We start from the raw sequence: 22,238 nt of genomic DNA, 5'->3' as shown, positions 1-22,238 counted from the left end.
CGACCGTCGGTCCCGAGGGGCGGGCACGATGGCACACGACGAGCGGGCGGCGACGGCGAGACGGGCGGCGGCGGCGGGCGCGGCGGTCGCGGCGGAGCTGTTCCGCGACGACCTGGCCGTCGAGCGCAAGGACGGCAAGACGGACCTCGTGACGCGGGCCGACCGCGAGGCGGAGGCGGCGGTACTCGACGCGATCGCGGAGTCGTTCCCGGAGGAGCCGGTCGTCGCCGAGGAGACCGCCAGCGGCGCCGCCGTGCCCGAGGAGGGCCCGGCGTGGATCGTCGACCCGATCGACGGGACGAACAACTTCGTCCGCGGGATCCCCGTGTGGGCGACCGCCGTGGCCGCGGTCGTCGACGGCGAGGCGGTCGGCGCCGCGGTCGTCCTGCCCGCGCTCGACGACACCTACGTCGCCGACGGCGAGGGCGCGCGGTTGAACGGCGAGCCGCTCGGCGTGAGCCCGCGGACCGACCCGGACACCCAGTCGGTCGCGCCGACGTTCTGGTGGGGGCTGGACCGCCGGGCCGAGTACGGCGCGGCCGCGACGGAGATCGTCGAGCGGTTCGGTGACCTCGTGCGCTTCCGGTCGGCGCAGGCGACACTCGCGATGGTCGCGGCCGGGTCGCTCGACGCCACGTTCACCAACCGCGAGACCAACGCCTGGGACACCGTCGCCGGCGCCTTCCTCGTCCGGCAGGCCGGCGGCCGCGTCACCGACCTCGACGGGGACCGCTGGCGCCACGACAGCCGCGGGCTCGTCGCCTCCAGCGGTCACAACCACGACGCGGCGGTCGCCGCCGCCCGCGCCGTCGACGACCACCGGTCCGAGTGAGCGGGGCCGCGGGGCGGCCCGGGCGCGCCCGGCGTGACCGGAGCGGCCCCGCCGAAGCTTGCGCGGACGGAAAGGGACTTGTCCGGGGTGTGCGTAGCTCGCGGTATGAACACGCGACAGACCGCGGCCGAGGTCGTCGTGGTCGACTACGGGCTGGGAAACCTCCGCAGCGTCACGCGCGGGCTCGAACGCGCGGGCGCCGCGGTCGAACTCAGCGCCGACCCGGCCGACTTCTCGGGGGCCGACGGGATCGTCCTCCCGGGCGTCGGCGCCTTCTCCGAGGGCATGGACAACGCCGGCCCCTTCCGCGACGCGCTGGTCGAGCAGGCCGAGGCCGACACGCCCCTGTTCGGCATCTGCCTCGGGATGCAGATGCTGCTCACGACCAGCGAGGAGGCCGAACGCGAGGGTCAGGGCGATGTGGAGGGACTGGACCTGGTCCCCGGTCGCAACGTCCGCTTCCGGGGCGACCTGAAGGTGCCCCACATGGGCTGGAACGAGCTCGACGTGGCCCGCGACCACCCGCTCGTCGAGGGCGTCGACGGCGACCACGCCTACTTCGTCCACTCCTACTACGCCGAGCCCGACGACCCCGAGGCGACCGTCGCCACCACTGACTACGGGACGGACTTCGCCTCGATCGTCGCGAACGAGCGGGGCACCGTCTTCGGCACCCAGTTCCACCCCGAGAAGTCCGGCGAGACCGGCCTGCGCATCCTGCGGAACTTCGTCGACATCTGCGTCGACGGCGTGTGAAGTCGGGTCGTCGCGCCCGCTCCTGCCCGCGTCGGACGAACGCGGCGGGATCGCCCGCGCCGGTGGCTACTTGAGGGCAGCCGTCGTCTCCGCCGAACATGCTCACAGCGCTGACGGCGGTCGCCGAGGCGGTGCTCCAGGTGAACGTCGACGTCGACCTGAACCCGGTGGCCAACGTCGTCCAGAGCGCCGTCGGATCCGCCCTGACGACGCTGGTCGTCGGCGCCATCCTCACGGCCGTCGCCCCCGCGTTCCTCGAAGACCGGATGGCCGCGGTCGTCGACGACCCCGTCGGCTCGTTCGTCTACGGCTTCCTCGTCCTGATATTCGCCGTGCTCGCGATTATCGTCCTCTTTTTCACGCTCATCGGCATCCCGTTCGCGCTCGGTCTCGGCCTGCTCGTGTACCTCGTCTGGGCGGTCGGCGCGACGGTCGCCTTCCTCGCGGTCGCCGACCGCCTCGTCGACCGCGAGGGCGACGACTGGCTGAAACCGCTCCTCGTCGCCGCCGCGCTCAACGGCGGGCTCGTCCTCACCGGCGTCGGCGGGATTCTCGCGTTCTGTATCGGGGCCGCCGGGTTCGGCGCCGTCCTCGAAGACCGGCTCTGAGCGGTTCTCCCCTCGGATCTTCGCGGGGCCCCCTGCCCCTAACGAGTAAGGTATTCCTACCATTGAGAATCGCCCCGTCGGTTCTGGTATGTACGAGATAGAGGCGGACCCGCAGGCGAACCGACTGCACCTGGACTTCACCGGCCGGCTGGACCGCGCGGAGATGGAGACCGCGGCCGACGAGACGGTCGAGGCGGCCGAACGGCTGCGCGACGGGTTCGACATCGTCAACGACCTGTCGGGGTTCACGCCGCCGTCGCCGGAGGCCGCCAAGCCGATCAAGCGCGCCCAGGCCGAACTGAAGGAGATGGGCGTCGACCGCGTCGTCCGCGTCACCGACGAGGAGACGAGCCAGGTCGTCGTCAACGCCTTCGAGCGGCGCTCGCGGGACGTTGGCTACAGCGGCGAGACCGCCGACTCCGTCGCCGAGGCCGAGCGCAAACTCGACGAGACCGAGGTCGCGGGCTACGCGAGCGCGTAGTCGCGCGGGCCTACGACCCGCCCGTCGGGTCCCGCGTCTCCCCGTCGGGCACGGTGAGCGTCGCCCGCGTGCCGTCGCCGGTGTCGAACGCGAGGTCGCCGCCCAGCGCCGTCGCGCCCCAGTCGGCCAGCCACAGGCCCAGGCCCGACCCGTGTTCGAGCGCCGACTCCGCGCCGGCGGTCAGCACGTCGAGTTCGTGGTCGGGCACGCCCGGGCCGTCGTCGGCGACGGTGACCGCCACCGCGCCCTCGCGGGGCTCCGCCGACAGCGTCACCGTCGGCGCCTCGCCGGCGTGCTCCAGCGCGTTCTCCAGCAGCGTCCCGACGACGACCTGCAGGACCGCCGGGTCGGTCGTGACCGCCGCGTCGGTCGCCTCGACGGTCACGGTCGCGCCGTCGGCCGTCTCGACCGCGTCGGACTCGCCGTCCACGTCGGCCGCCTCGGACCCCCCGGCCACGTCGGCGGCGTCGACGTGCTCGGCTCGCACGGTCGCCAGCAGGTCGGCCACGTCGACCCGTTCGGCGCGGGGCTCGCTGTCGAGGACCCGCTCGACGGTCCGGGCCTTCTCCCCGAGCGCGACCAGTTCGGTCGCCTTCGCCTCGGCGCGGGCGAGCATGTCGCCGACCGCCGGGTCGTCGACCTCCCTCGCGGCGGCCTCGGTGAACCCCTGGACGACCGTCATGTCGTTGCGGAGGTTGTGCCGCAACACCCGGTTGAGCACGTCGAGGCGCTGTTCGCGGCGCCGCTCGTCCGTCACGTCCTGGAAGACGACGGTGTAGCCGACGTGGGTGCCCCCCGCGTCGGAAAGCGGCGTCGTCGTCACCGTGAAGATCCGCCGCCGGCCGCCCGACTGGACCGTCACGGTCTCCATCTCGGTCACGTCGTCCGTCTCCCTCACGCTTTCCGTCTCCGTCGCGTCGTCGGCCGCCGTCCGGTCGTCGGCCGCCATCGATCCGGCGCCGTCCTCGCCGAGCAGTGCCGACAGCGGCCGGGTGAGCGCCGCCGACTTCCCGACGCCGAAGGCCGCCTCGGCGGCGCCGTTGAGCGTCACGACCCGGCCGCGTTCGTCGACGATCACCACCGGCGCGCCCAGGTCGTCGATGGCCGCCCGCTCGCCGACCCGCCGGGTCGCCGGGTGGAACTCGAACATGTCGCTGCCGACGAACGCGTAGGCGTCGAGCGCGACGTGCGGGAGGAAGGCGACGGTGACGAAGTTGACCGCCCCGACCGGGCCGACGCCGTGGAGCCAGGCCAGCACCGCCGCGACCGGCGGGAACGTCGACAGCCCCACCGCGACGGCCTCCCGCCGGTACAGCGGCCCGTAGCTGACGACCGTGTCGAACAGCAGCAGGCTCCCGACCGTGATCAGCAACACGCCCGCCGTCGCCGCCAGCAGCGCCCACAGCCGCAGCTCGTAGGTCGCGCCCGCGACGCCCAGGACCCGCACCACCTCGAAGTCCGTCCACGCCAGCCCGTGGACCGGGTTCGTCGCCCCGAGCAGCCCGACCAGTCCGGGAAAGGCGGCGAACCCCCACCACGCCCGGTCGACGACGCCCCCGCGGCCGGTGTACGCCAGCGCGAACGCCAGGAAGTACACGCCCGTCCCGGCCATCGCCGCCCACGACACCACCTCCAGCGCCCACCGTACCGGCTCGGCGAACGTCGCCAGCGCGACCCCGTAGGCGAGGCTCCAGGTCGCCTGCGCCCCCAGGCTCGCCAGGAACCAGTCCGCCCCGGGTTTGCCGCGGTAGCGCCACAGGTAACGGATCAACAGCAGCGTCCCGCCCCCGGCCAGCAACGATGCCGCCACCGGCCACGGCGGGAGTACCATGGGCTATCCAGCGAGTACAGCCACTTCGGGATTTGGGTCCCAGGGTTCGGGGCTGCCCGATTCGGCGTACGGTTTGGCCGGGTGTTTCGGGTTGCGTTTGGGTCGTCGGTGGTCGAATGAACGTCGTTGCATTCGACGGAGAGTGATGAGGTCCCACGGCCCGCTCGCTAGCAGTCGTCTCGATCGCAGAGGACAGCAAGCGCTGAAAGCTCTCGCCGCGCTCGCGGTCGCTGAGCGACATACCCTCGCGGCCAGAGGCCGCTTCGGGTAGCGGTCGCTCAGACGACTACATAAACGCGAGCGCGCCTCGCCCTTTCAGTCCACCAGGGACCGCGACCGCACGGCACGGTACCGCGACCACCCCGCACAGCGCCGCAAGCGGCCACGAACCTCCCCAGCCGATTCGCTCCTGCCGTCGCTCATCCCTCGCGCGATGCTGTCGCGCGACGAGACGCGCGACAGCGCACGCCGACCGCACCGCGACCCCGTCCTCGAATGCGCTTTCGGGGGCCGGACCGAACGTACTTGCGGTACGGTCACGTACCACACGGTATGCCCCGGATCGGACTGACGGGGGACGTGATGCTGGGGCGGCTGGTCGACGAGCGCTACGGCCAGCCGGGCGTCGCGCCGGCGGGAGTCTGGGGGGACCTGCACGAGCGGCTCCGCGCGCTCGACGGCCTGCTGGTCAACCTCGAGTGCGCCGTCTCGACGCGCGGGCGGAAGTGGACCCGAACCGAGAGACCGTTCCACTTCCGGGCGACGCCGGACTGGGCGACCGACGCGCTCGACGCCGCGGGGGTCGACTTCGCCTGCCTGGCGAACAACCACCTCCTCGACTTCGAGGAGCCCGCGCTGCTCGACACGCTCGACCACCTCGACGCGGTCGGCGTCGCCCACGCCGGCGCGGGCGCGACGCTGACCGAGGCGCGAGCACCGGCGCTCGTCGAGGTCGACGGGCTCGACATCGCCGTGGTCGCCGCGACGGACAACACGCCGGAGTACGCCGCCGGCCCGGACAGCGCCGGCGTCGTCCACCTCGACTTCGACCCCGACGACGAGGCGACGCGGGCGGCCGTCGAGTCGATGGTCGCCGACGCCCGGGCGCTGGACCCCGACCTCGTGGTCGCGTCGGTCCACGGCGGGCCGAACATGGAGACCGAACCCGACGACACCCTCCGGGCGTTCCACCGGTGGCTCGCCGAACGGGTCGACCTCGTCCACGGCCACAGCGCCCACGTCGTTCAGGGCGTCGAGGCGGTCGACGGCACCCCGGTCCTCCACGACTGCGGGGACTTCGTCGACGACTACCGCGTCGACCCCGAGCTGCACAACGACCGCGGGTTCCTGTTCGTCGCCGACGCCGACGCGTCGGGCGTCACGTCCCTGCGGCTCGAACCGATCGAGATCCGCGACCGTGCGGTCTACGCGGCCGAGGGCGCGGCCGCCGAGTGGGTCCGCGAGCGGATGGCCGAGCGCTCGGCCGCCTTCGGGACGACCGTCGAACGCGACGGCGAGGCGCTGCGGGTGCCCGTGGGGTAGCCGAGGGGGACGCGCGGCCGATCGCCGCGTCGGGGGGCGCGAACGATCGGCCCTCTTTTGGTCGCCGGGCGTTCAGGTTCCTCCAATGAGCGCACACCTGGCCCTCGACGAGTCCGAGCCCGCCGTCGCCGACGACGGCGTCTGGCTCACCTGCATCGAGTGCGGCGAGCGGTTCGCCCCCTTCGAGGCGGTCCGCTACACCTGCGACGACTGCGACGGCCTGCTGGAGGTCCGCTACGCCGACCTGCCCACCTGGGACGACTTCGGCGCCGGCGGCTCGCCCGAGAGCGGCCCCTACGGCGTCTGGCGCTATTCGGCCGCGCTCCCGTTCGACGAGGGCGTCTCGCTGCCCGAGGGCGGCACGCCGCTGCACTACGTCCCCCGCATCGAGGAGGAGGTCGGCGTCAACACCCTGCGGGTCAAACACGAGGGGATGAACCCGACTGGGAGCTTCAAGGACCGCGGGATGACCGTCGGCGTCCGCGTGGCGAAGGAGGTCGGCGTCGACCGCCTGGCCTGCGCCTCGACCGGCAACACCAGCGCTGCGCTCGCCGCGTACGGCGCCCGCGGCGGCATGGAAACCCTGGTCCTGCTGCCCGCCGGCAAGGTCGCCGCCGGCAAGGTCGCCCAGGCCAGCCTCCACGGCGCCCGCATCCTCGAAGTCGACGGCAACTTCGATTCGTGTCTCGACATCGTCCAGGACCTCGCCAGCCGCGGCGAGGCGTACCTGCTCAACTCGCTCAACCCGTTCCGCCTGGAGGGCCAGAAGACAATCGGCCTGGAGATCATGGAACGGTTCCACGCCGACGAGGGCCGGTACCCCGACCGGATCGTCCTCCCGGTCGGCAACGCCGGCAACACCGCGGCGCTGTACAAGTGCTTCCGCGAGCTCCGGAAGGCCGGCGCCATCGACGACGACGACGTGCCGAAACTCACCGGCGTCCAGGCCGAACATTCGGCGCCGATGGTCGAGGCCATCGAGGAGGGCAACGACGAGGTCCGCCGCTGGGAGGAGGTCGAGACCCGCGCGACCGCCATCCGCATCGGCAACCCCGTCAACGCCCCGAAGGCGCTGCCGGGCATCCGCGAGACGGGCGGCACCGCCGTCGCCGTCTCCGACGAGGCGATCACCGACGCCCAGCGTTCCCTCGCCGAGGAAGGCGTCGGCGTCGAACCCGCCTCGGCCGCCTCGGTCGCCGGCCTCCGCAAGCTCCGCGACGAGGGCGAGATCGACGCCGACGAGGACGTGGTCTGCCTGACGACCGGTCACCTGCTCAAAGACCCCGACGCCGCCTACGAGGCCGGCGGCGACCCCGAACCGGTCCCCAACGACACCGAGGCCGTCCTCGACCACCTCGCCGAGTAGTCCCGGGGCTCCGGCGACCGGGCGTCGCTCCTGCGCGGCGGGTACACACGACCGGTGGGCTCTTGCCCGTCGAGTCCCGACTCGTCGGTGATGGCGAACCTCGAACTGTACGAACTCGAAGGCTGTCCCTACTGCGCGAAGGTCAAGAAGAAACTCGACGAACTGGACCTCGACTACGAGTCGCACATGGTCCCCCGGTCGCACGACGAGCGGACCGAGGTCGAGGAAGTGAGCGGCCAGACCGGCGTCCCCGTCCTCGTCGACCCCGACAACGGCGTCGAGGGGATGCCCGAGAGCGACGACATCGTCGAGTACCTCGAAGCCGAGTACGGTAGCTGATCGGCCGCGAGCGGAGCGAGCGCTTTTTCGCCCACGTTTTTGCGCGAGTGGCACCCGCAGCGAGCGAGGCGAGCGAGGACACCCGAGCGGAAAAACGTGGGACTGACATCGTCGAGTACCCCGAAGCGGAGTACGGCAGCTAACGTGACGCCGTTTTCTGCTGCCCTCACCGCCGAGCCGCGCCGCTACAGGTAGTCGACGGACTCCCCGTCGAGGCCGTCGAAGCCCTGCCGTTCGTGCGACCACTCGAAGACGCCGGCGTCGCGGCGCTCGGCGAGGAAGTCGACGATGCGCTCGCCGACGTTCTCGCCGTAGAGGTCCGGGCCCGACCGGAGGCGCTCGCGGACGGCGTCGGTTTCGAGGGCGTGCGTGACCATGTCGTGGACGAACTCGCCGGAGACGGGCGGGACGAGCAGGTTCGTCTCGGCGTCGAAGACCGTCTCCGGGCGGTCGGTGTTGAACCGGGCGGTCAGACAGGCCGCCTCGTCGATGTGGTTCAGCTCCTCCTGCATGCTGCCCGAGTCGGTGAGTTCGGCGAGACACTGCCCCGAGCGGAGGAACTCGTAGACGTGGGCGTGTTTCTTCCAGAGGCCGGTGAAGAGGAAGTTCTCGCGCTCGTCGGCCAGCCGCCGGAGGCGGTCGCGGTAGCCGTGCCGTTCGAGCGCGTGGCGCGTGGCCGTGAGTTCGACGAAGTTGACGTTGTATCCGTCCTCGACGAGTGCGACCACGCCCTCGACGAGCGCCCGGAACCGGCCGGGCAGGAGGTTCGCGCGGCGGTGGATGTCGACGCGGATCCAGTCGTCGCGCTCCGCCAGCACGGGATACACGTCGAAGACGCTCTCGCCGCCGTGGTCGGCTTTCATCTCGATGGCGTCGACGACGGAGTTGCCGACGACCGGGACGCGCTCGTCGCCGTCGACCGTCCGGGGGTAGCCCTCCGATTCGAGGTGCTCGCGGTTGAGTTCGACGGGCGCGAACTGGTAGCGGGCCGCGGCCGAACCGACGAAGGTGTCGTACTGCTCGGGGAACGGCTCCGTGCGGTCGACAGACCACTCGCCGTCCCACTGGGCGTCGACGAGCGCCGCGGGGTCGAGGTCGGCGGCCCCGCCGGCGTCCGACCGTTCCCCCGCCGCTCCGCGGACGGCGTCGTAGTCGGGCGCCATCCCGCGGAGGCCGGCCTCGTTGTGGGCCACCCCCTGGTTCGTGGCGAACAGCCAGGCCTGGGGGAAGATCGCGGCGGCGTGGGTGTCGCCGTGGACCAGCGGGAGGACGGTGGTGTCGGGCCACTCGTCGAGTCGCTCGGCCAGTTGCCTGACCGCGAGCATCGTCTGGGCGGTCTTCTCGCTCAGGTCGCCGCGGATGCCCAGGTCGGCGGCGATCGCCGGTTCGAGGTCGTACTCCTCTAGTCCGTGGCCGAGCAGGTCGTCGTAGTGCTGGCCGGTGTGGACCACGAAGCAGGGCAGGCCCCGTTCGCGGGCGGCGGCGACGACCGGCGCCTGCTTGTAGAAGTCGGGCTTGGTCGCGGTGACGACCGCGAGGACGAACTCGCCGCGGTCCATCTCCGCCGCGAGCCGGTCGTCGTAGATCGTCGGGTCGGCGTCCATACCCGCCGTCCCGCCGGGCGCCGCTTGTCGGTTTCGACATCCATCTTTTTGCCGGAGAGGTATCCTCGCGCGCCGGGGGTGCGCTGCGGGTATCCCTCCGGCAAAAACGGGGGTGAAAAACACCGTCAGAGCGGAGCTCTGACGAGCCCTCGTGGTTCGAGAGAGCTTCGCTCGGCGAGTGCTCAGTGCAGAGTACATACTGTACGGACCGAATGAATAACCGTTCGACACAGTACCGGTAGTTCATGGCTTTGGACCCACCCGCCCGTCGAGGACTGTTCTTTTTCGTAGTCGGTGCTGTCCTCCTGGCGAACGTGGGCCACCTCCACGCTATATCACCCGGCAGCGAGCGGTACGAGTACCAGCGCGTGGCCGTCACTGCCACCGACGACGACCTGCGGTTTTCTGTCAACGACGAGTGGGCCAACCGACCGGAGAGCATCGCCGGCATCGGCTGTGATGGCTTGACCGACACCAGCAGCCGACGACTTTGTGTACTAGAGACGTGGCTGTTAAACGGGAGTGGCCCACCGCGGACGCTGACCACCGACCGAACGGACGAGTACTGGACCGCGGACCAGGCATACACCATCCACGGTGGACGGTTCTACGAACGGACCCGGACGACGCACCGCACCTCGGAGACGGTGCCGGAGGGCCAGGTCAGAGTCACGCTGACGCCTCGTTCATCTATGGAGACGCTAGACGCCATCGCCGTTCCCATCGAGAGGGCACCGCCGGAACTGCGCCGCGTGATTCGGCGGGACTCGTTGACGACTGACCACTACGTCCACGGCGCAGAGGTAGACACCGAACTGCCGTCTGTCCCCGCCAACGAGTACGACGACGGAGGGCTGATAATCGAGACAGACGACGGATTCGCCGTCGTCACCACCAGTTATCACCCAGGCAGGCCAGCGCTACGTTTCGTCGCCGGCGTACTCCAGTGGCTCCTCGGGCTCGGACTAGTGGCCAGCGGCGGCCACCGCTATTTGACGCATCGGTGACCGATTCGCGTCCCGTGTGCAGCACGAAGCATTGCACATCCTCACAATCCGAGTGAACCGCTGTCGATACATTCGCAACCCGAACTGAACATCGTCACTAGAACGAGCGACGGTCGCCGCCTACAACCCGCGCCAGAGCCGCTCGGGCGAGATGTACTTCAGCGCGGCGAGCGGCGCGAGGACGGCGACGACGGCGAGCGCGACCGCACCTCGGGGGAGACGGGACTGCGCTGTCATTGCTGACACCCCGCTGGGGGGTTCGATGCCGATTCACGTGACTGTATCGCCAGGCCGTCAGAACCCCGCCAGCGGCGAAAGCTCCGACCGGGTCCCGCTCAGTCCTCGGGTTCGGGGTCGAAGATCTCGGGGTCCTCCTCGCCCTCGACGCCGAGGACGGCCATGGCGCCCTTGCGGGCGACCCGCGACAGCGAGTGGTCGACGAGCTTGATCGGGCCGGGCACCGGGAACTGCATCGTGGCGATAGCGGTGCTACCCGGCTGGACGGGCGTCGTCTGGATGTTCCGCTGGGGCCGGCCGCCGAGCCCGCCCTGGGGGTAGACCTCGTCCCAGACGCTCCCGATGGGGTGGAAGGAACTGGCGAGGTTCGGCCCGCCCACGCAGTAGTAGACGCGGGCGGTCTCACCGGTCTCGGCGGCCATCGCGCCGTAGTTGTCCGGCGTGATGGCGTACTGCTCGCCGTTGATCAGCACGTAGGTCGGCTCCTCGCGGGCCATCGCGCCCATGTCGAAGGTGTGGTGACCCTCCTGGCCGGCCTCGCCGTCCGTGTAGATCTCGTGCTGTCCGAGGTAGAACTCCCGGTCGACCTCGGGCAGGCCCCCCTCGGGTTCGACGAGGATGATGCCGAACATCCCCGAGGAGATGTGGTAGTCCATGTTGGCGACGGCGCAGTGGTAGATGAACGCGCCGGGGTAGGTCACCTTGAAGCGGACGCGCTCGGTCTCGCCGGGCCCGACCATCGTCGCCTCGGCGCCGCCGCCCGGCCCGCGGACCGCGTGCAGGTCGATGTTGTGGGGCATCCGGTTGTCCTCGGCGTTGTGGACGGTCAGGTCGACCGTGTCGCCGACGCGGGCGCGGATCATCGGTCCCGGGACCTGCCCGTCGAAGGTCATGTACTCGAAGGTGACGCCCGGTTCGATCTCGGCGGTCACCTCCCGCGTGGTGAGTTCGGCCTCGACCGTGGCGGGTTCGTCCCGGTCGACGGGGTCGGGGACGGCCGTCGGGTCGGCGGCCACCCGGTCGACCGTCGGCTCCTTCGGGGCGTCCAGCGACCGCGGCTCGCTGTCGACCTCCGTGACGGTGACCTTGTCCTCGGGGATCTCGCCGGCGCAGCCGGCGACGGCCGCCGCGCTCGCCGCGGCGCCGGTCTTCAGGAACGTCCGACGGGTGGATTTGCTGGTCATGACCGGTTCACATCCGGATGTGGGTGGACCGCACGGATAAGGGGGGCGCGGGTTCCCGCCCCGAGAGGAGCGTGGCGAACATGTTCGCCGATACCCGGCGGCGTTCCCAGGCTCCGGGAACGCCCGAGTGAGGTTATTTGGGGACGGCGGCAACGGTCGTGTATGAGCACGGACGACGGCATCGACGAGGGGCGGCGGACGGTCATGAAGACCCTCGCTATCGGGGCGACGGCGGGCGGGCTGGGCGCGGCCGGCGCGCGGCCGGCGGCCGCCCAGTCGACGGACCTGTCCGACTGGTTCTCGAACGTGGGCAACGCCGACGGCGTCGTCGACGAGACCGGCGAGAGCGAGGTCACCGTCGAGGTGGGGGTCCAGGCCAACAACGGCGCGTTCGGCTTCGGGCCCGCGGCCGTGCGCGTCGATCCGGGGACGAAAGTCGTCTGGGAGTGGACCGGCGAGGGCACGCCCCACAACGTCGTCGCCGACGACGGCAGCTACGAGAGCGAGATGATATCCGAGGCGGGCGCCACCTTCAGCCACACTTTCGAGAGCGAGGGCGTCTCGAAGTACCTCTGTGTCCCCCACCAGGCGATGGGCATGAAAGGGGCCGTCATCGTCGGCGACGTCGACGTGACCGTCCCCAGCGGGGGTTCGACCGGGACCGCCGCCGGCGGGAGCGCCGCCGGCAACGAGACCAGCGGCTCCGGCAGCGGGAGCGGATCCGGCGGAGGCGGCGAATTCACCGAGCCCGACTACGACGGCTGGTTCGACGGCGTCGGCAACTACGACGGCACGGTCGACAGGACCGGCCAGGACGAGGTCACCATCGAGGTCGGCGCCGAGGGCAACGGCGGCCCGTTCGCCTTCAGCCCGGCGGCCGTCCGGGTCGACCCCGGGACGACCGTCGTCTGGGAGTGGACCGGGAAGGGCGGCCAGCACAACGTCGCGGGCGAGTCCCACGACTTCGAGAGCCCGATGCAGGGCTCCGAGGGCGACACCTACGCCCTGGAGTTCGACGGCGAGGGGGTCGTGAAGTACGCCTGCACGCCCCACGAGGCAGCCGGGATGAAGGGCGCCGTCGTGGTCGGCAACCCCGCGGGCGCGTCCGGGAGCGGTGCCGGGATCGACCTCTTCGAGACCTCGCTGTGGGGGCTGGCCGGGGCCATCGTCGCCGCGCCGTTCGTCGCCAGTCAGGTCGTGGCGAACAGGCGCAAAGACGACGACGACCGCCGCCGCGGCCCCCGCCAGCCCGCGGACTGACCGCCGGTCGCGGGCTCGGAGCGACGCCCCCGGTCGCGTTCTCGACCGCGGACGCCCGTTCAGAACTCCACGTCGCCCGGCCCGTCCATCGCATCGCCGAGCGTCTCCCGTTTGTCCACGTCGCCGACCGAGAGCGCGCCCTCCACCGCCTCCATCGCGCCCTCGATCGGGTCGTGGGTCTCGACGAAGGCGGCGAGGGCGAACTCCTGGTCGGAGACCCCCGCGAGTTCGACGGCCTCGGTTCGGGGCAGCTCGCCGGCCAGCCAGTCGGCGACGATCTCCCGGCCCATCGGGCCGACGGGCGAGACGTGCTCGCCGAACAGGTGCAGCGCCTTCGCGCCGTCGGTGGGCGCGACCCCGGCGACCCGGGCGGCGGCGCCGACGGACTTGCCGGCGGCGTAGGCGTCGACCAGCGCCGCGGCCTCGGCGGGCGAACACGGCAGCTCCCCGGCGAACGGTTCGAGCCGGTCGGCCAGCGGGTCGTCCGTGCGGTCGACGGTCGGGACGCCCCCCTCGCGCTGCTCGGCGACGACCTCGACCCCCGCGGCGATCTCGTCCAGCCCCATTGTCACCGGCTTTTCCCCGCTCCGGTTTAATGGTTGGGGAGCGAACACGACGGTCGGTCGCGCGTCTGACGGGTCTTCTTGTCGCCGGCGGCCCCTATCGACCGGATATGCACGACATGCCCGGCGGGAGCTGCGGCTGCTCGGAACGCTACGGCGGCGACGCGGACGGACACGACCACGATCACGGCGACAGCGGCTCGATGACGGACGGGGAGGCCGGATCGTCGGCGGACGACGACACCTGCGACGACTGCGGGGCGGCCTACGAGTGGCGGCTGGACCTCGACGGCGTCCAGCACTACGACTGCCCGCACTGCGACGCCTGACCCGTCGGGGCACGACTCTCCGGCGACGGGGGTTACTTACGGGTGGGCGCGCGCGGAGTGTGCATGGCTGACTCACTGCGGTACGGGATCGTCGGCTGCGCGGGCATCGGCAACACCCACGCCGAGGCCGTCGCGGCGGTCGACGGCGCCGAGCTCGTCGCCTGTGCGGATCTGGACCGCGAGGCCGCCGAGGAGTTCGCCGACGACCACGAGGTCCCCGAGACCTTCGGGGACCCGGGGGAGATGGTCGCCGAGGCCGGCGTCGACGCCGCGAGCGTCTGCACGCCGAGCGGGACCCACGCCGACGTGGCGACCGACCTGGCCGGGGCGGGCGCGGGCGTCCTCTGCGAGAAGCCTCTGGACGTGACCGCCGAGCGGGTCGACCGGATGGTCGCGGCCTGCGAGGCCGCCGGCGTGCCGCTGGCCGGCGTCTTCCAGCGGCGCTTCGACCCGGCGGTCCGCCGCGCGAAGCGGGCCGTCGAAAACGGGGAGATCGGCCGGCCCGTGCTGGCCGAGACCCAGCTGGAGTGGTTCCGCCCCCAGGCCTACTACGACTCGGCGGGGTGGCGCGGCACCCGCGGGATGGACGGCGGCGCGTTCATGAACCAGGGGATCCACGCGCTCGACGCTCTGCAGTGGGTCATGGGCGGCGTCGAGTCCGTCCAGGCCGAGGCGGACGCGCTCGCCCGCGACCTGGAGTGCGAGGACACCGGCGCCATGGTCCTGCGCTTCGAGAGCGGCGCCGTCGGCACCGTCGCGGTCACGACGGCGACCAAGGGCGGCACCGACCGCACCGAGATCAACGGGACCGAGGGCTCGCTCTCGCTCGACGACGGGGGCGTCGAACTCCGCCTCGGGACCGGCGAGGAGTCGCTGTGGGGCGCCGAGACCGAACCCCGCGAGGTCGAGGGCGACCCCCACGACGCCGGTGCCGGCCACGAGGGCGTCGTCCGCGACTTCGTCGCCGCCGTCCGCGAGGGCCGCGACCCCGAGGTCCCCGCCCGCGAGGCGCGCGCGGCCGTCGACATCGTCCTCGCCGCCTACCGCTCGGCCGAGACCGGCGAGCGTGTCCACCTGGACGAGGTCCGGGGCGAGTGAGCGGTCGCGGGATCCGTTGTCTCGATCGAGAACTGCATTTCCGCTTCTGTCCGAATCGACACCAGCGAAGGTCGGTTTTATCGCACCTGATACTCGGGGGAGTGGATTCATGGGGGTGAATCGGAGTCGATAGGATATGCCGAAGCAGACCGCGGTCGACGCGGAGAAGTACACGATCGAGGTCGACGACGACATCGACGCGATACTCCACACGTGGGACGAGTTCGCGGCCGGTCAGGAGTTCCGCGACGGGTGCAACGAGTTGCTCGACGTGATCCGGCGCAACGACAAGTCGAAGGTGCTCATCGACACGAGCGGGATCCGGGCCCACGACGACGAGGACAAGCGCTGGCTCCAGGAGGAGTGGATCCCGAAGGAGATCGAGGCGGGCATCGACTACAGCGTCTCCGTCCACTCCGACAGCGTCATCTCCGAGATGGAGATGGAGGAGTTCGTCGACCAGACCCAGGACCTGCCCTTTACCTACGTGATGGCCGGCGACCGCGCGGAAGCCCGCGAGTGGCTCGCCGAGCGGTAGCCGCGACTCGCCGAACACGCCACCGGCCGACCCGGTGACCGACCACCTACCGGTAACCGGTCGGTGGATCGGCCGGCTCACGGCCCGAGACCGGGGGCTACCGCACCGTTTATTAATCCCCTTCCGGGCGAAGCGTCGCGTATGAGCACGACAGTCACTGCGTGCCCGGAGTGCGAGGGGAGTCTGCGAAGCGACGACAGCGAAACGGTCTGTACGAGCTGCGGCCTCGTGGTCGCCGAGGACAACATCGACCGCGGCCCCGAGTGGCGTTCGTTCGAGGATGAGGAGACGAACCGCGAGCGGACGGGCGCGCCGCTGACCCGGTCGCGCCACGACCGGGGCCTCTCGACGGAGATCGGCCGCTCGACCCGCCTCAAGGGCCGCAAGCGCCGGCGGATGGCCCGGATGCGCCGCCAGCACAACCGCACGAAGATCGGCTCGAAGGCCGAGCGCAACCAGGTGTACGGCTTCACGGAGATCCGCCGGCTCGTCGGCGCGCTCGGCCTCTCGGACCACGTCCGCGACCGCGCGTGCGTCCTCTTCGAGTCCGCGCAGGACGAGGACCTGCTGCGCGGCCGCTCGCTGGAGGGGTTCGCCGCCGCGACGGTCTACGCCACCTGCCGCACCGCCGAGGTGTCCCGGACCATCGACGAGGTCGTCGACGACGCCCGCGCGTCGAAGGCGGAGCTCTCGGCTGCCTACGACGCCCTCAACCGCGAGCTCGGCCTCCCCACCGGCCCGATCGACCCCGCGGAGTACCTCGCGCGGTTCGCCAGCGAGCTCGACCTCCCGCAGGACCTGGAGGCCCGTGCCCGCGAGCTGGTCGAGCGCGCCCGCGAGCTGAACCACGTCGACGGCCGCAACCCCGCCGGCGTCGCCGCCGGCTGCCTCTACACCGCCGCCGACGAACGGGCCTACCCGCTCACCCAGGCCGAGGCCGCCGACGCCGCCGACGTGACGCCGGTCACGCTGCGGGCGACCTACCAGGCGCTCGCCGGCGAGGACTGAGCCGCCGGACCTGTCAGATCAGTTTCTAAAGTGTCGTTCCGGAAATAGTTATCGGCCGGGGGTGAGACGCTGGAGGCGTGCTCGGGCTGTCAGCTTCCGCGGGGCGCGGCCGCCCCGTCAGCTTGCGAGGGTGTCCCACACGGCCGAACCTGTTAAACCAGACGGCTATCAACGGAGTGACCATATGGGTGTGAACGCGGAGGGGTCGGGCGAACCGGTGCCGGGCGACGGCGCGGACGGCGACCGCCACCCGGTGGCCTGGCTGTTCGACGAGTACGCGCGGCCCTACTGGACGTCGCTGGTCGGCGGACTGACGCTGTCGACGGCCGAGCAGTTCCCGTCGCGGCTCCAGACGGTGATCATCGGCGTCGCCATCGACGCCGTGTTGCTCGGGACGGGGCCGTTCCGGCTGCCGCTGGTTCCGGATCCGTGGCTGCCGACGGAACAGAGCGCGCAGTTGCGGCTGTCGCTGGCCCTGCTGTTCGGGTGTTTCGTGGCCGTCGCGGTCCTGAACTTCGCGGGCCGGCGGGTCCTGGGCCGGTTCGGCCAGGCGTTCCAGCACGAGGTCCGGACGGAGGTGTTCGACACCGTCCAGCGACTGGAGATGGACTACTTCGACCGGCACGACACCGGCGAGGTGATGAGCGTCCTCAACGACGACGTGCAGGAACTCCAGTCGATCGTCGGGGGCGTCATGGCCCGGGGGCTGTCGCTGGTGACCGTCGCTGTCGCCTCCTACGCGTACCTGCTGTGGCTCAACTGGCAGCTCGCCGTCGTCCTCGCCGTCGTCCCGGTCGTCCTGTTCGGCATGAGCTACGGGTTCTCGCAGTGGATCGAGCCGAAACAGCTGGCCGTCCGCGAGCGCGTCGGCGACCTCAACAGCCGGCTGAACAACAACATCGACGGCGTCTCGGTCATCAAGGCGTTCGGCACCGAGGCGACCGAGCGCGAGCGGGTCCGCGAGGCCTCCCGGGACCACCGCGCGGCTCAGTGGGACGCCCACTGGGCGTCGGCGACGATGGACCCCGTCACCCGGACGGTCTCACAGCTGGCCCGCGTCGTCACGCTGGTCCTCGGCGGCGTCTGGGTGCTCTCGGGCCCGCCGCTCTTCTTCACCGGGACGCTCACCGCCGGCGCGCTGTACGTCTTCTACCGCTACGTCGGCTCGCTGATGGTGGCGATGCAGGGCGTCGCCGAGGTGGTCGAGGCCTACCAGACGGGCAAGGCCGCCGCGACCCGCCTGCAGGGCGTCGTCGAGCACGACAACGTCGTCGACAGACCCGACCCGGAGGAGCTCTCCGACCCCGACGGCGCCGTCAGCTACGACGGCGTGACGTTCACCTACCCCAGCCGCGACGAGCCGACGCTGTCGAACGTCTCGTTCGACGCCGAGCCCGGCGAGACCGTCGGTATCGTCGGCCCCACGGGCGCGGGCAAGTCCACGGTGCTCAAGCTCCTGCTCCGGTACTACGAGCCCGACAGCGGACGGATCAGCGTCGACGGGCGGGACGTGCGCGACGTGACCGTCGAGAGCCTCCGGGGGTCGGTCGGCTACGTCTCCCAGGACCCGTTCCTGTTCTACGGCACGGTGCGGGAGAACGTCGCCTACGCCCGGCCGGAGACGGACGACGAGGCGGTCGTCGAGGCGGCGAAGCTGGCGGGCGCCCACGAGTTCGTCGCCGACCTCCCCGACGGCTACGACACGATGGTCGGCGAGCGCGGGGTGAAACTCTCGGGCGGCCAGCGCCAGCGGATCGCCATCGCGCGGGCCATCCTGCGCGACCCGGCGATCCTCGTCTTCGACGAGGCGACCAGCCACGTCGACAACGAGACGGAGGTCCTGATCCAGCGGACGCTGGCTGACCTCGCGGCCGACCGCACCACCTTCGTCGTCGCCCACCGGCTGTCGACGGTGAAAGACGCCGACCGCATCCTCGTCGTCGACGGCGGCGAGATCGTCGAGCGGGGCACCCACCAGCAGTTGCTGGCGGCGGACGGCCTCTACGCCAACCTCTGGCACGTGCAGGTCGGCGACGTGACCGCGCTGCCGGACGCGTTCCTGGAGCGCGTCCGGCGGGAGGAGTCGGCATGAGCGGCGCGGACGCGACCGGCGGCGACCCCTACCGCGCCGACGCCCGGTGGCCGGTGCTGGCGCTGCTGTGGGAGTACGGTCGCCCGCACCTCCCCTACGCGCTCGCCGGGCTGGTGGTCCGCCTGCTGTGGATGCTGCCCGGCCACGCCAGCCCGCTGCTGGTCGGCTACCTGTTCGACACCGTCTTCAGCGACACGACCCCGTTCACCCTCCCGCTGGTCGCCGCCGACCTGGTCCCGGAGACGCAGGTCGGCCAGCTGTACCTCGTCGTCGGGCTGATCCTCGCGATCTCGGTGGTCGGCCAGGCCATCGAGTGGGTCCGCTCGCTGGCCTGGGGGGTGTTCGCCTACCGGCTCCAGCACGACGTGCGCGTCGACGCCTACGACACCGTCCAGCGCCTGGAGATGGGCTTCTTCGACGACCACCAGACCGGCGAGGTGATGAGCATCCTCAACAACGACGTCGACGCCATGGAGACGTTCTTCACGGACACCATCGACGACGCGGTGACCGTCGTCACCCGCCTCACCGCCTACGCCGTCCTCATGGCGCTTCTGAACTGGCAGTTCGCGCTGGTCGCGCTCGCCGTCACGCCCGTCATCGTCGTCGCCAACTACGTGTTCTCGGGGTACATCGGCGAGATCTACGGCCGCGTCCGCGAGACGCAGGGCAAGCTCAACGCGCAGCTGCGGGCCTCGATCACCGGGATCTCGGTGGTGAAGGCCTACACCGCCGAGCCGTACGAGCGCGAGCGGGTCGAGCGCTCGTCCCGGAACGTGGTCGACGCCGTCGTCGACGCCATCGACCTGGGGTCGTACCACTACCCGATGATGCGCTTCCTGACGGGCGTCGCCGTGGCGCTGACCTTCGGCGTCGGCGCCGTCTGGGTGGTCGGCGGGCCGCCCGGTCCGTTCACCGAGCCGCTGACGACCGGCGCCCTGGTCACCTACCTGATCTACGTCCAGCACCTCAGCTGGCCGCTGCAGGACGTGGCGAGCGTCGTCGAGAGCTACTCGGACGCCGACGCCTCCGCCCAGCGCCTGCTCGGCGTCCGGACCGCCAGCCAGTCCGTCGAGGAACGCGACGACGCGGCCGAGCTGACCGACGTTCGCGGCCGCGTCGAGTACGACGGAGTGACCTTCGGCTACCCAGAGAGCGAGCGCGGCGGCGACCCCGAACCGTCCGGATCCGCCGAGGGCCCCGTCGTCGAGGACGTGACCTTCGAGGTCGAGCCCGGCGAGACCGTCGGCATCGTCGGCCCGACCGGCGCCGGCAAGTCGACGCTCCTGAAGCTGCTCGTCCGCTTCTACGACGTGGACGAGGGAGCGGTCCGCGTCGACGGACGCGACGTGCGCGAGGTGACCCTGGAGAGTCTCCGCGGGGCGGTCGGGTTCATCAGCCAGGACCCGTTCCTCTTCTCGGGGACGATCCGCGAGAACGTCGCCTACGGCACCCCCGGGGCCGACGCCGAGGCCGTCTGGGCGGCGCTCGAACGGGCGGAGGCCGACACCTTCGTCGAGGGGCTGCCCGACGGGATCGACACCACCATCGGCGAGCGCGGCGTCAAGCTCTCGGGCGGCCAGCGCCAGCGGATCTGCCTCGCCCGCGTGATGCTCCACGACCCCGCCGTCCTCGTCCTCGACGAGGCGACCAGCCACGTCGACAACGAGACCGAGGCGCTCATCCAGCGCTCCATCGAGTCGCTCGTCGCCGACCGCACCACGCTGGTCGTCGCCCACCGGCTCTCGACGGTCAAGGACGCCGACCGCATCGTCGTCCTCGACGACGGCGAGGTGGTCGAGCGGGGGAGCCACGGGGAGTTGCTCGACCGCGACGGGCTCTACGCCACGCTCTGGCAGGTCCAGGTCGGCGACGTGCAGTCGCTGCCCGACGAGTTCGTCGACCGGATCGAGCGCCGCGCCGACGCGCTCGACGACGACTGAACCGGTGGGGACGCCTCTCAGGAGACGGGACTCCGGGCGCCGCAGGCCCGCTCGACGGTCCCGGCGAGGTCGGCCAGCGCCGCGGCCGCCGGCGCGTCCGGGCGGTGGGCCGCGACGGGGACGCCGGCGGCCTGCGCGTCGGCGACCGCGGCCGACTCGGGGACCGTCGTGACGGGGCCGCCGAGTTCCCGCGCGACCAGGTCCGTCGGCGACGCCTCGCTCGCGCGGTTGAGGACGATGGCGGCCAGTCCGGCGTCGAGTTCGCGGGCGAGGGCACGGGCGCGGAGCGCGTCACCGAGCGCCGCCGGCGCGGGCTCGGTCACGAGGACGCAGGCGTCGGCGACGAGCAGGCCCAGGCCCACGTCGCCGCACATCCCCGCCGGGCAGTCGACGACGACGCGGCCGTACGCGTCCCGGACCGCCTCGACCGCAGCCACCAGTTCCGTCGGGTCGCAGGCCCGCGCGCCGGCCAGCGAGCGCCCGCAGGGGAGCAGGTCGACGGGCCCGCCCTCGCTGACGGCCTCGACCGGGTCCGCGCGGCCGGCGAGCACGTCGTGCAGGTCCGGCCCCCGGTCGGCCGGCAGGTCCGCCATCGCCAGGTCCGCGTCGACGACGACCGCCCCCAGCTCCGCCCCGAGGTTGTACGCCACCGTCGACTTGCCCACGCCGCCCTTGCCGCCGACGACCGCCAGGATCATCGCCCCCCGCCGCCGGTTCCGCCGGGCCGCACCTCGCGGTCTGCAGGCTCGCGTCCGCCGACCGATTCGCCCGCTCGACGGTGCTCCGGGGTACGGTCGGCCCCGCCCGTCCGCGCGAGCAGTTCGTCGATCCGCCCGCGGACCCGCCGGAGCGCCCGCCGGTCGGCGGCGACGGCCGCCCCGAGCGCCGCGTCGGACCCCCGCCCTTCAACTCGACTCCCGGGTCCGTCCCGCCGTCTCCCCGCCTCGCCGGGCCGGCTCCTCGACTCCCCCGGCTCGGCGTCGAGCCGTTCGTCGACGTCCCGGAGCCACGCCCGGACGGCGCCGGGGACGACCAGCCGCTCGGCGTCGGCGCCCTCGTTCACCGCCCGGCCCTCACCGGTGTCCGCCCGCCGCTCCCGGTCGGTTCCCGTGTCGTCGTCCGCCTCCGGCGACGGTTCGGCGTCCCGTCCGGGGAGCGGGACGCTGTCCCGTGGGACGACGGGGTCGCCCAGGTCGCGGACGACGCCCGCGGGGGTCGACTCGACCGCGGGCGCCGGGCCCGCCGGCTCCCCGTCGCCGTCCCCTTCGTCCGGTTCCGCCGGTTCCGTCGAGACGACCTCGGCGGGCGGATCGGCGGGCCGGGCGGGCGTCGCGTAGCCGGCGGTCAGCCGGCCCGTCTCCGGGACCGTCCCGGTGAAGGCGTCGCCGTCCCAGCCGGTCGCCGGCTGTCCCCGCCGCCGCGGCGGCCACACCGGGCCGTCGAGGCGGTTCTCGACGCGCACCCGACACGGGCGGTCGGCCGCGACGACGAGCGAGACGAGCGTCACCCCGTCGCTCCGTTCGCAACTCCACTCGAGCGTGACCATGGCGGCGCTGGTCGCCCGTTCCGGTATAAACTCACGGACGCCCGCCCGACCGGCGGGACCGCCGGCACGCCCCG

Annotated in this window: 21 protein-coding genes; 15 read left to right on the top strand and 6 right to left on the bottom strand. The window is 71.9% G+C overall.

Going from position 1 to position 22,238, the window contains the following annotated elements; all coding sequences use genetic code 11:
- Positions 1-28 precede the first annotated feature (28 nt).
- The 4 genes from E3328_RS11790 (at position 29) to E3328_RS11775 (ending at position 2,677) form a co-directional block, all read left to right on the top strand.
- Positions 29-832: an inositol monophosphatase family protein gene (locus E3328_RS11790; protein ID WP_135364846.1), complete on the top strand. Its 804-nt coding sequence runs from the start codon at positions 29-31 to the stop codon at positions 830-832.
- 105 nt (positions 833-937) lie between these two features.
- Positions 938-1,588: an imidazole glycerol phosphate synthase subunit HisH gene (gene hisH, locus E3328_RS11785; RefSeq protein WP_135364845.1), complete on the top strand. Its 651-nt coding sequence runs from the start codon at positions 938-940 to the stop codon at positions 1,586-1,588.
- 98 nt (positions 1,589-1,686) lie between these two features.
- Positions 1,687-2,196 (top strand): DUF8173 domain-containing protein, encoded by a 510-nt coding sequence (locus E3328_RS11780; protein WP_135364844.1) that lies wholly within the window; start codon positions 1,687-1,689, stop codon positions 2,194-2,196.
- Positions 2,197-2,284: 88 nt separating this feature from the next.
- Positions 2,285-2,677, top strand: a complete 393-nt coding sequence (locus E3328_RS11775) for a hypothetical protein (RefSeq protein WP_135364843.1) — start codon at positions 2,285-2,287, stop codon at positions 2,675-2,677.
- A 10-nt stretch (positions 2,678-2,687) separates the two neighbouring features.
- On the opposite strand, the gene E3328_RS11770 is transcribed toward E3328_RS11775, so the two are convergent.
- Positions 2,688-4,508, bottom strand: a complete 1,821-nt coding sequence (locus E3328_RS11770) for a histidine kinase N-terminal 7TM domain-containing protein (RefSeq protein WP_135364842.1) — start codon at positions 4,506-4,508, stop codon at positions 2,688-2,690.
- Between the two features lie 552 nt (positions 4,509-5,060).
- Here E3328_RS11770 and E3328_RS11765 point away from each other — a divergent pair.
- The 3 genes from E3328_RS11765 (at position 5,061) to E3328_RS11755 (ending at position 7,755) form a co-directional block, all read left to right on the top strand.
- On the top strand, positions 5,061-6,050 hold the full coding sequence (locus E3328_RS11765; RefSeq protein WP_135364841.1) for a CapA family protein: 990 nt from the start codon (positions 5,061-5,063) through the stop codon (positions 6,048-6,050).
- 85 nt (positions 6,051-6,135) lie between these two features.
- Positions 6,136-7,416: a threonine synthase gene (thrC, locus tag E3328_RS11760; RefSeq protein WP_135364840.1), complete on the top strand. Its 1,281-nt coding sequence runs from the start codon at positions 6,136-6,138 to the stop codon at positions 7,414-7,416.
- 90 nt (positions 7,417-7,506) lie between these two features.
- On the top strand, positions 7,507-7,755 hold the full coding sequence (locus E3328_RS11755; protein WP_135364839.1) for a glutathione S-transferase N-terminal domain-containing protein: 249 nt from the start codon (positions 7,507-7,509) through the stop codon (positions 7,753-7,755).
- A 185-nt stretch (positions 7,756-7,940) separates the two neighbouring features.
- On the opposite strand, the gene E3328_RS11750 is transcribed toward E3328_RS11755, so the two are convergent.
- A complete protein-coding gene (locus E3328_RS11750; RefSeq protein ID WP_135364838.1) occupies positions 7,941-9,359 on the bottom strand; it encodes a UDP-N-acetyl glucosamine 2-epimerase in 1,419 nt (472 codons plus the stop codon).
- Between the two features lie 245 nt (positions 9,360-9,604).
- Here E3328_RS11750 and E3328_RS11745 point away from each other — a divergent pair, with 245 nt between their 5' ends.
- Positions 9,605-10,366, top strand: a complete 762-nt coding sequence (locus tag E3328_RS11745) for a hypothetical protein (protein WP_135364837.1) — start codon at positions 9,605-9,607, stop codon at positions 10,364-10,366.
- Positions 10,367-10,701: 335 nt separating this feature from the next.
- Here E3328_RS11745 and nirK read toward each other — a convergent pair whose 3' ends face one another.
- Entirely contained in the window at positions 10,702-11,787 is a 1,086-nt protein-coding gene (nirK, locus tag E3328_RS11740) for a copper-containing nitrite reductase (protein WP_135364836.1), read from the bottom strand.
- A 162-nt stretch (positions 11,788-11,949) separates the two neighbouring features.
- Here nirK and E3328_RS11735 point away from each other — a divergent pair, with 162 nt between their 5' ends.
- The gene (locus E3328_RS11735) at positions 11,950-13,047 is read left to right on the top strand and encodes a halocyanin domain-containing protein (RefSeq protein ID WP_135364835.1); all 1,098 of its coding nucleotides are present in this window, start codon (positions 11,950-11,952) and stop codon (positions 13,045-13,047) included.
- Positions 13,048-13,106: 59 nt separating this feature from the next.
- Here E3328_RS11735 and E3328_RS11730 read toward each other — a convergent pair whose 3' ends face one another.
- On the bottom strand, positions 13,107-13,613 hold the full coding sequence (locus E3328_RS11730; RefSeq protein ID WP_135364834.1) for a DUF7858 family protein: 507 nt from the start codon (positions 13,611-13,613) through the stop codon (positions 13,107-13,109).
- A gap of 107 nt (positions 13,614-13,720) precedes the next feature.
- Between E3328_RS11730 and E3328_RS11725 the strand changes: the two genes are divergently transcribed.
- From E3328_RS11725 to E3328_RS11700, 6 genes are all read left to right on the top strand, one after another.
- Positions 13,721-13,939: a hypothetical protein gene (locus E3328_RS11725; protein ID WP_135364833.1), complete on the top strand. Its 219-nt coding sequence runs from the start codon at positions 13,721-13,723 to the stop codon at positions 13,937-13,939.
- Between the two features lie 63 nt (positions 13,940-14,002).
- On the top strand, positions 14,003-15,037 hold the full coding sequence (locus E3328_RS11720) for a Gfo/Idh/MocA family protein (protein ID WP_135364832.1): 1,035 nt from the start codon (positions 14,003-14,005) through the stop codon (positions 15,035-15,037).
- Between the two features lie 136 nt (positions 15,038-15,173).
- On the top strand, positions 15,174-15,575 hold the full coding sequence (locus E3328_RS11715; protein WP_135364831.1) for a hypothetical protein: 402 nt from the start codon (positions 15,174-15,176) through the stop codon (positions 15,573-15,575).
- Between the two features lie 141 nt (positions 15,576-15,716).
- On the top strand, positions 15,717-16,583 hold the full coding sequence (locus tag E3328_RS11710; protein ID WP_135364830.1) for a transcription initiation factor IIB: 867 nt from the start codon (positions 15,717-15,719) through the stop codon (positions 16,581-16,583).
- A gap of 184 nt (positions 16,584-16,767) precedes the next feature.
- A complete protein-coding gene (locus tag E3328_RS11705; protein ID WP_135364829.1) occupies positions 16,768-18,675 on the top strand; it encodes an ABC transporter ATP-binding protein in 1,908 nt (635 codons plus the stop codon).
- A complete protein-coding gene (locus E3328_RS11700) occupies positions 18,672-20,618 on the top strand; it encodes an ABC transporter ATP-binding protein (protein WP_135364828.1) in 1,947 nt (648 codons plus the stop codon). Before E3328_RS11705 ends, E3328_RS11700 begins: the two co-directional genes overlap by 4 nt.
- 17 nt (positions 20,619-20,635) lie before the next feature.
- Here the strand turns inward: E3328_RS11700 and E3328_RS11695 are convergent, their stop codons facing one another.
- Positions 20,636-21,316, bottom strand: a complete 681-nt coding sequence (locus E3328_RS11695; RefSeq protein WP_135364827.1) for a MinD/ParA family ATP-binding protein — start codon at positions 21,314-21,316, stop codon at positions 20,636-20,638.
- The gene (locus E3328_RS11690) at positions 21,313-22,164 is read right to left on the bottom strand and encodes a DUF7857 domain-containing protein (RefSeq protein ID WP_135364826.1); all 852 of its coding nucleotides are present in this window, start codon (positions 22,162-22,164) and stop codon (positions 21,313-21,315) included. The genes E3328_RS11695 and E3328_RS11690 overlap by 4 nt, the downstream gene beginning before the upstream one ends.
- Between the last annotated feature and the right edge of the window lie 74 nt (positions 22,165-22,238).

This window comes from Halosimplex halophilum, from assembly GCF_004698125.1.
GTDB classification, from domain to species: Archaea; Halobacteriota; Halobacteria; order Halobacteriales; family Haloarculaceae; genus Halosimplex; species Halosimplex halophilum.
This window is presented reverse-complemented; position numbering and strand designations above follow the sequence as displayed.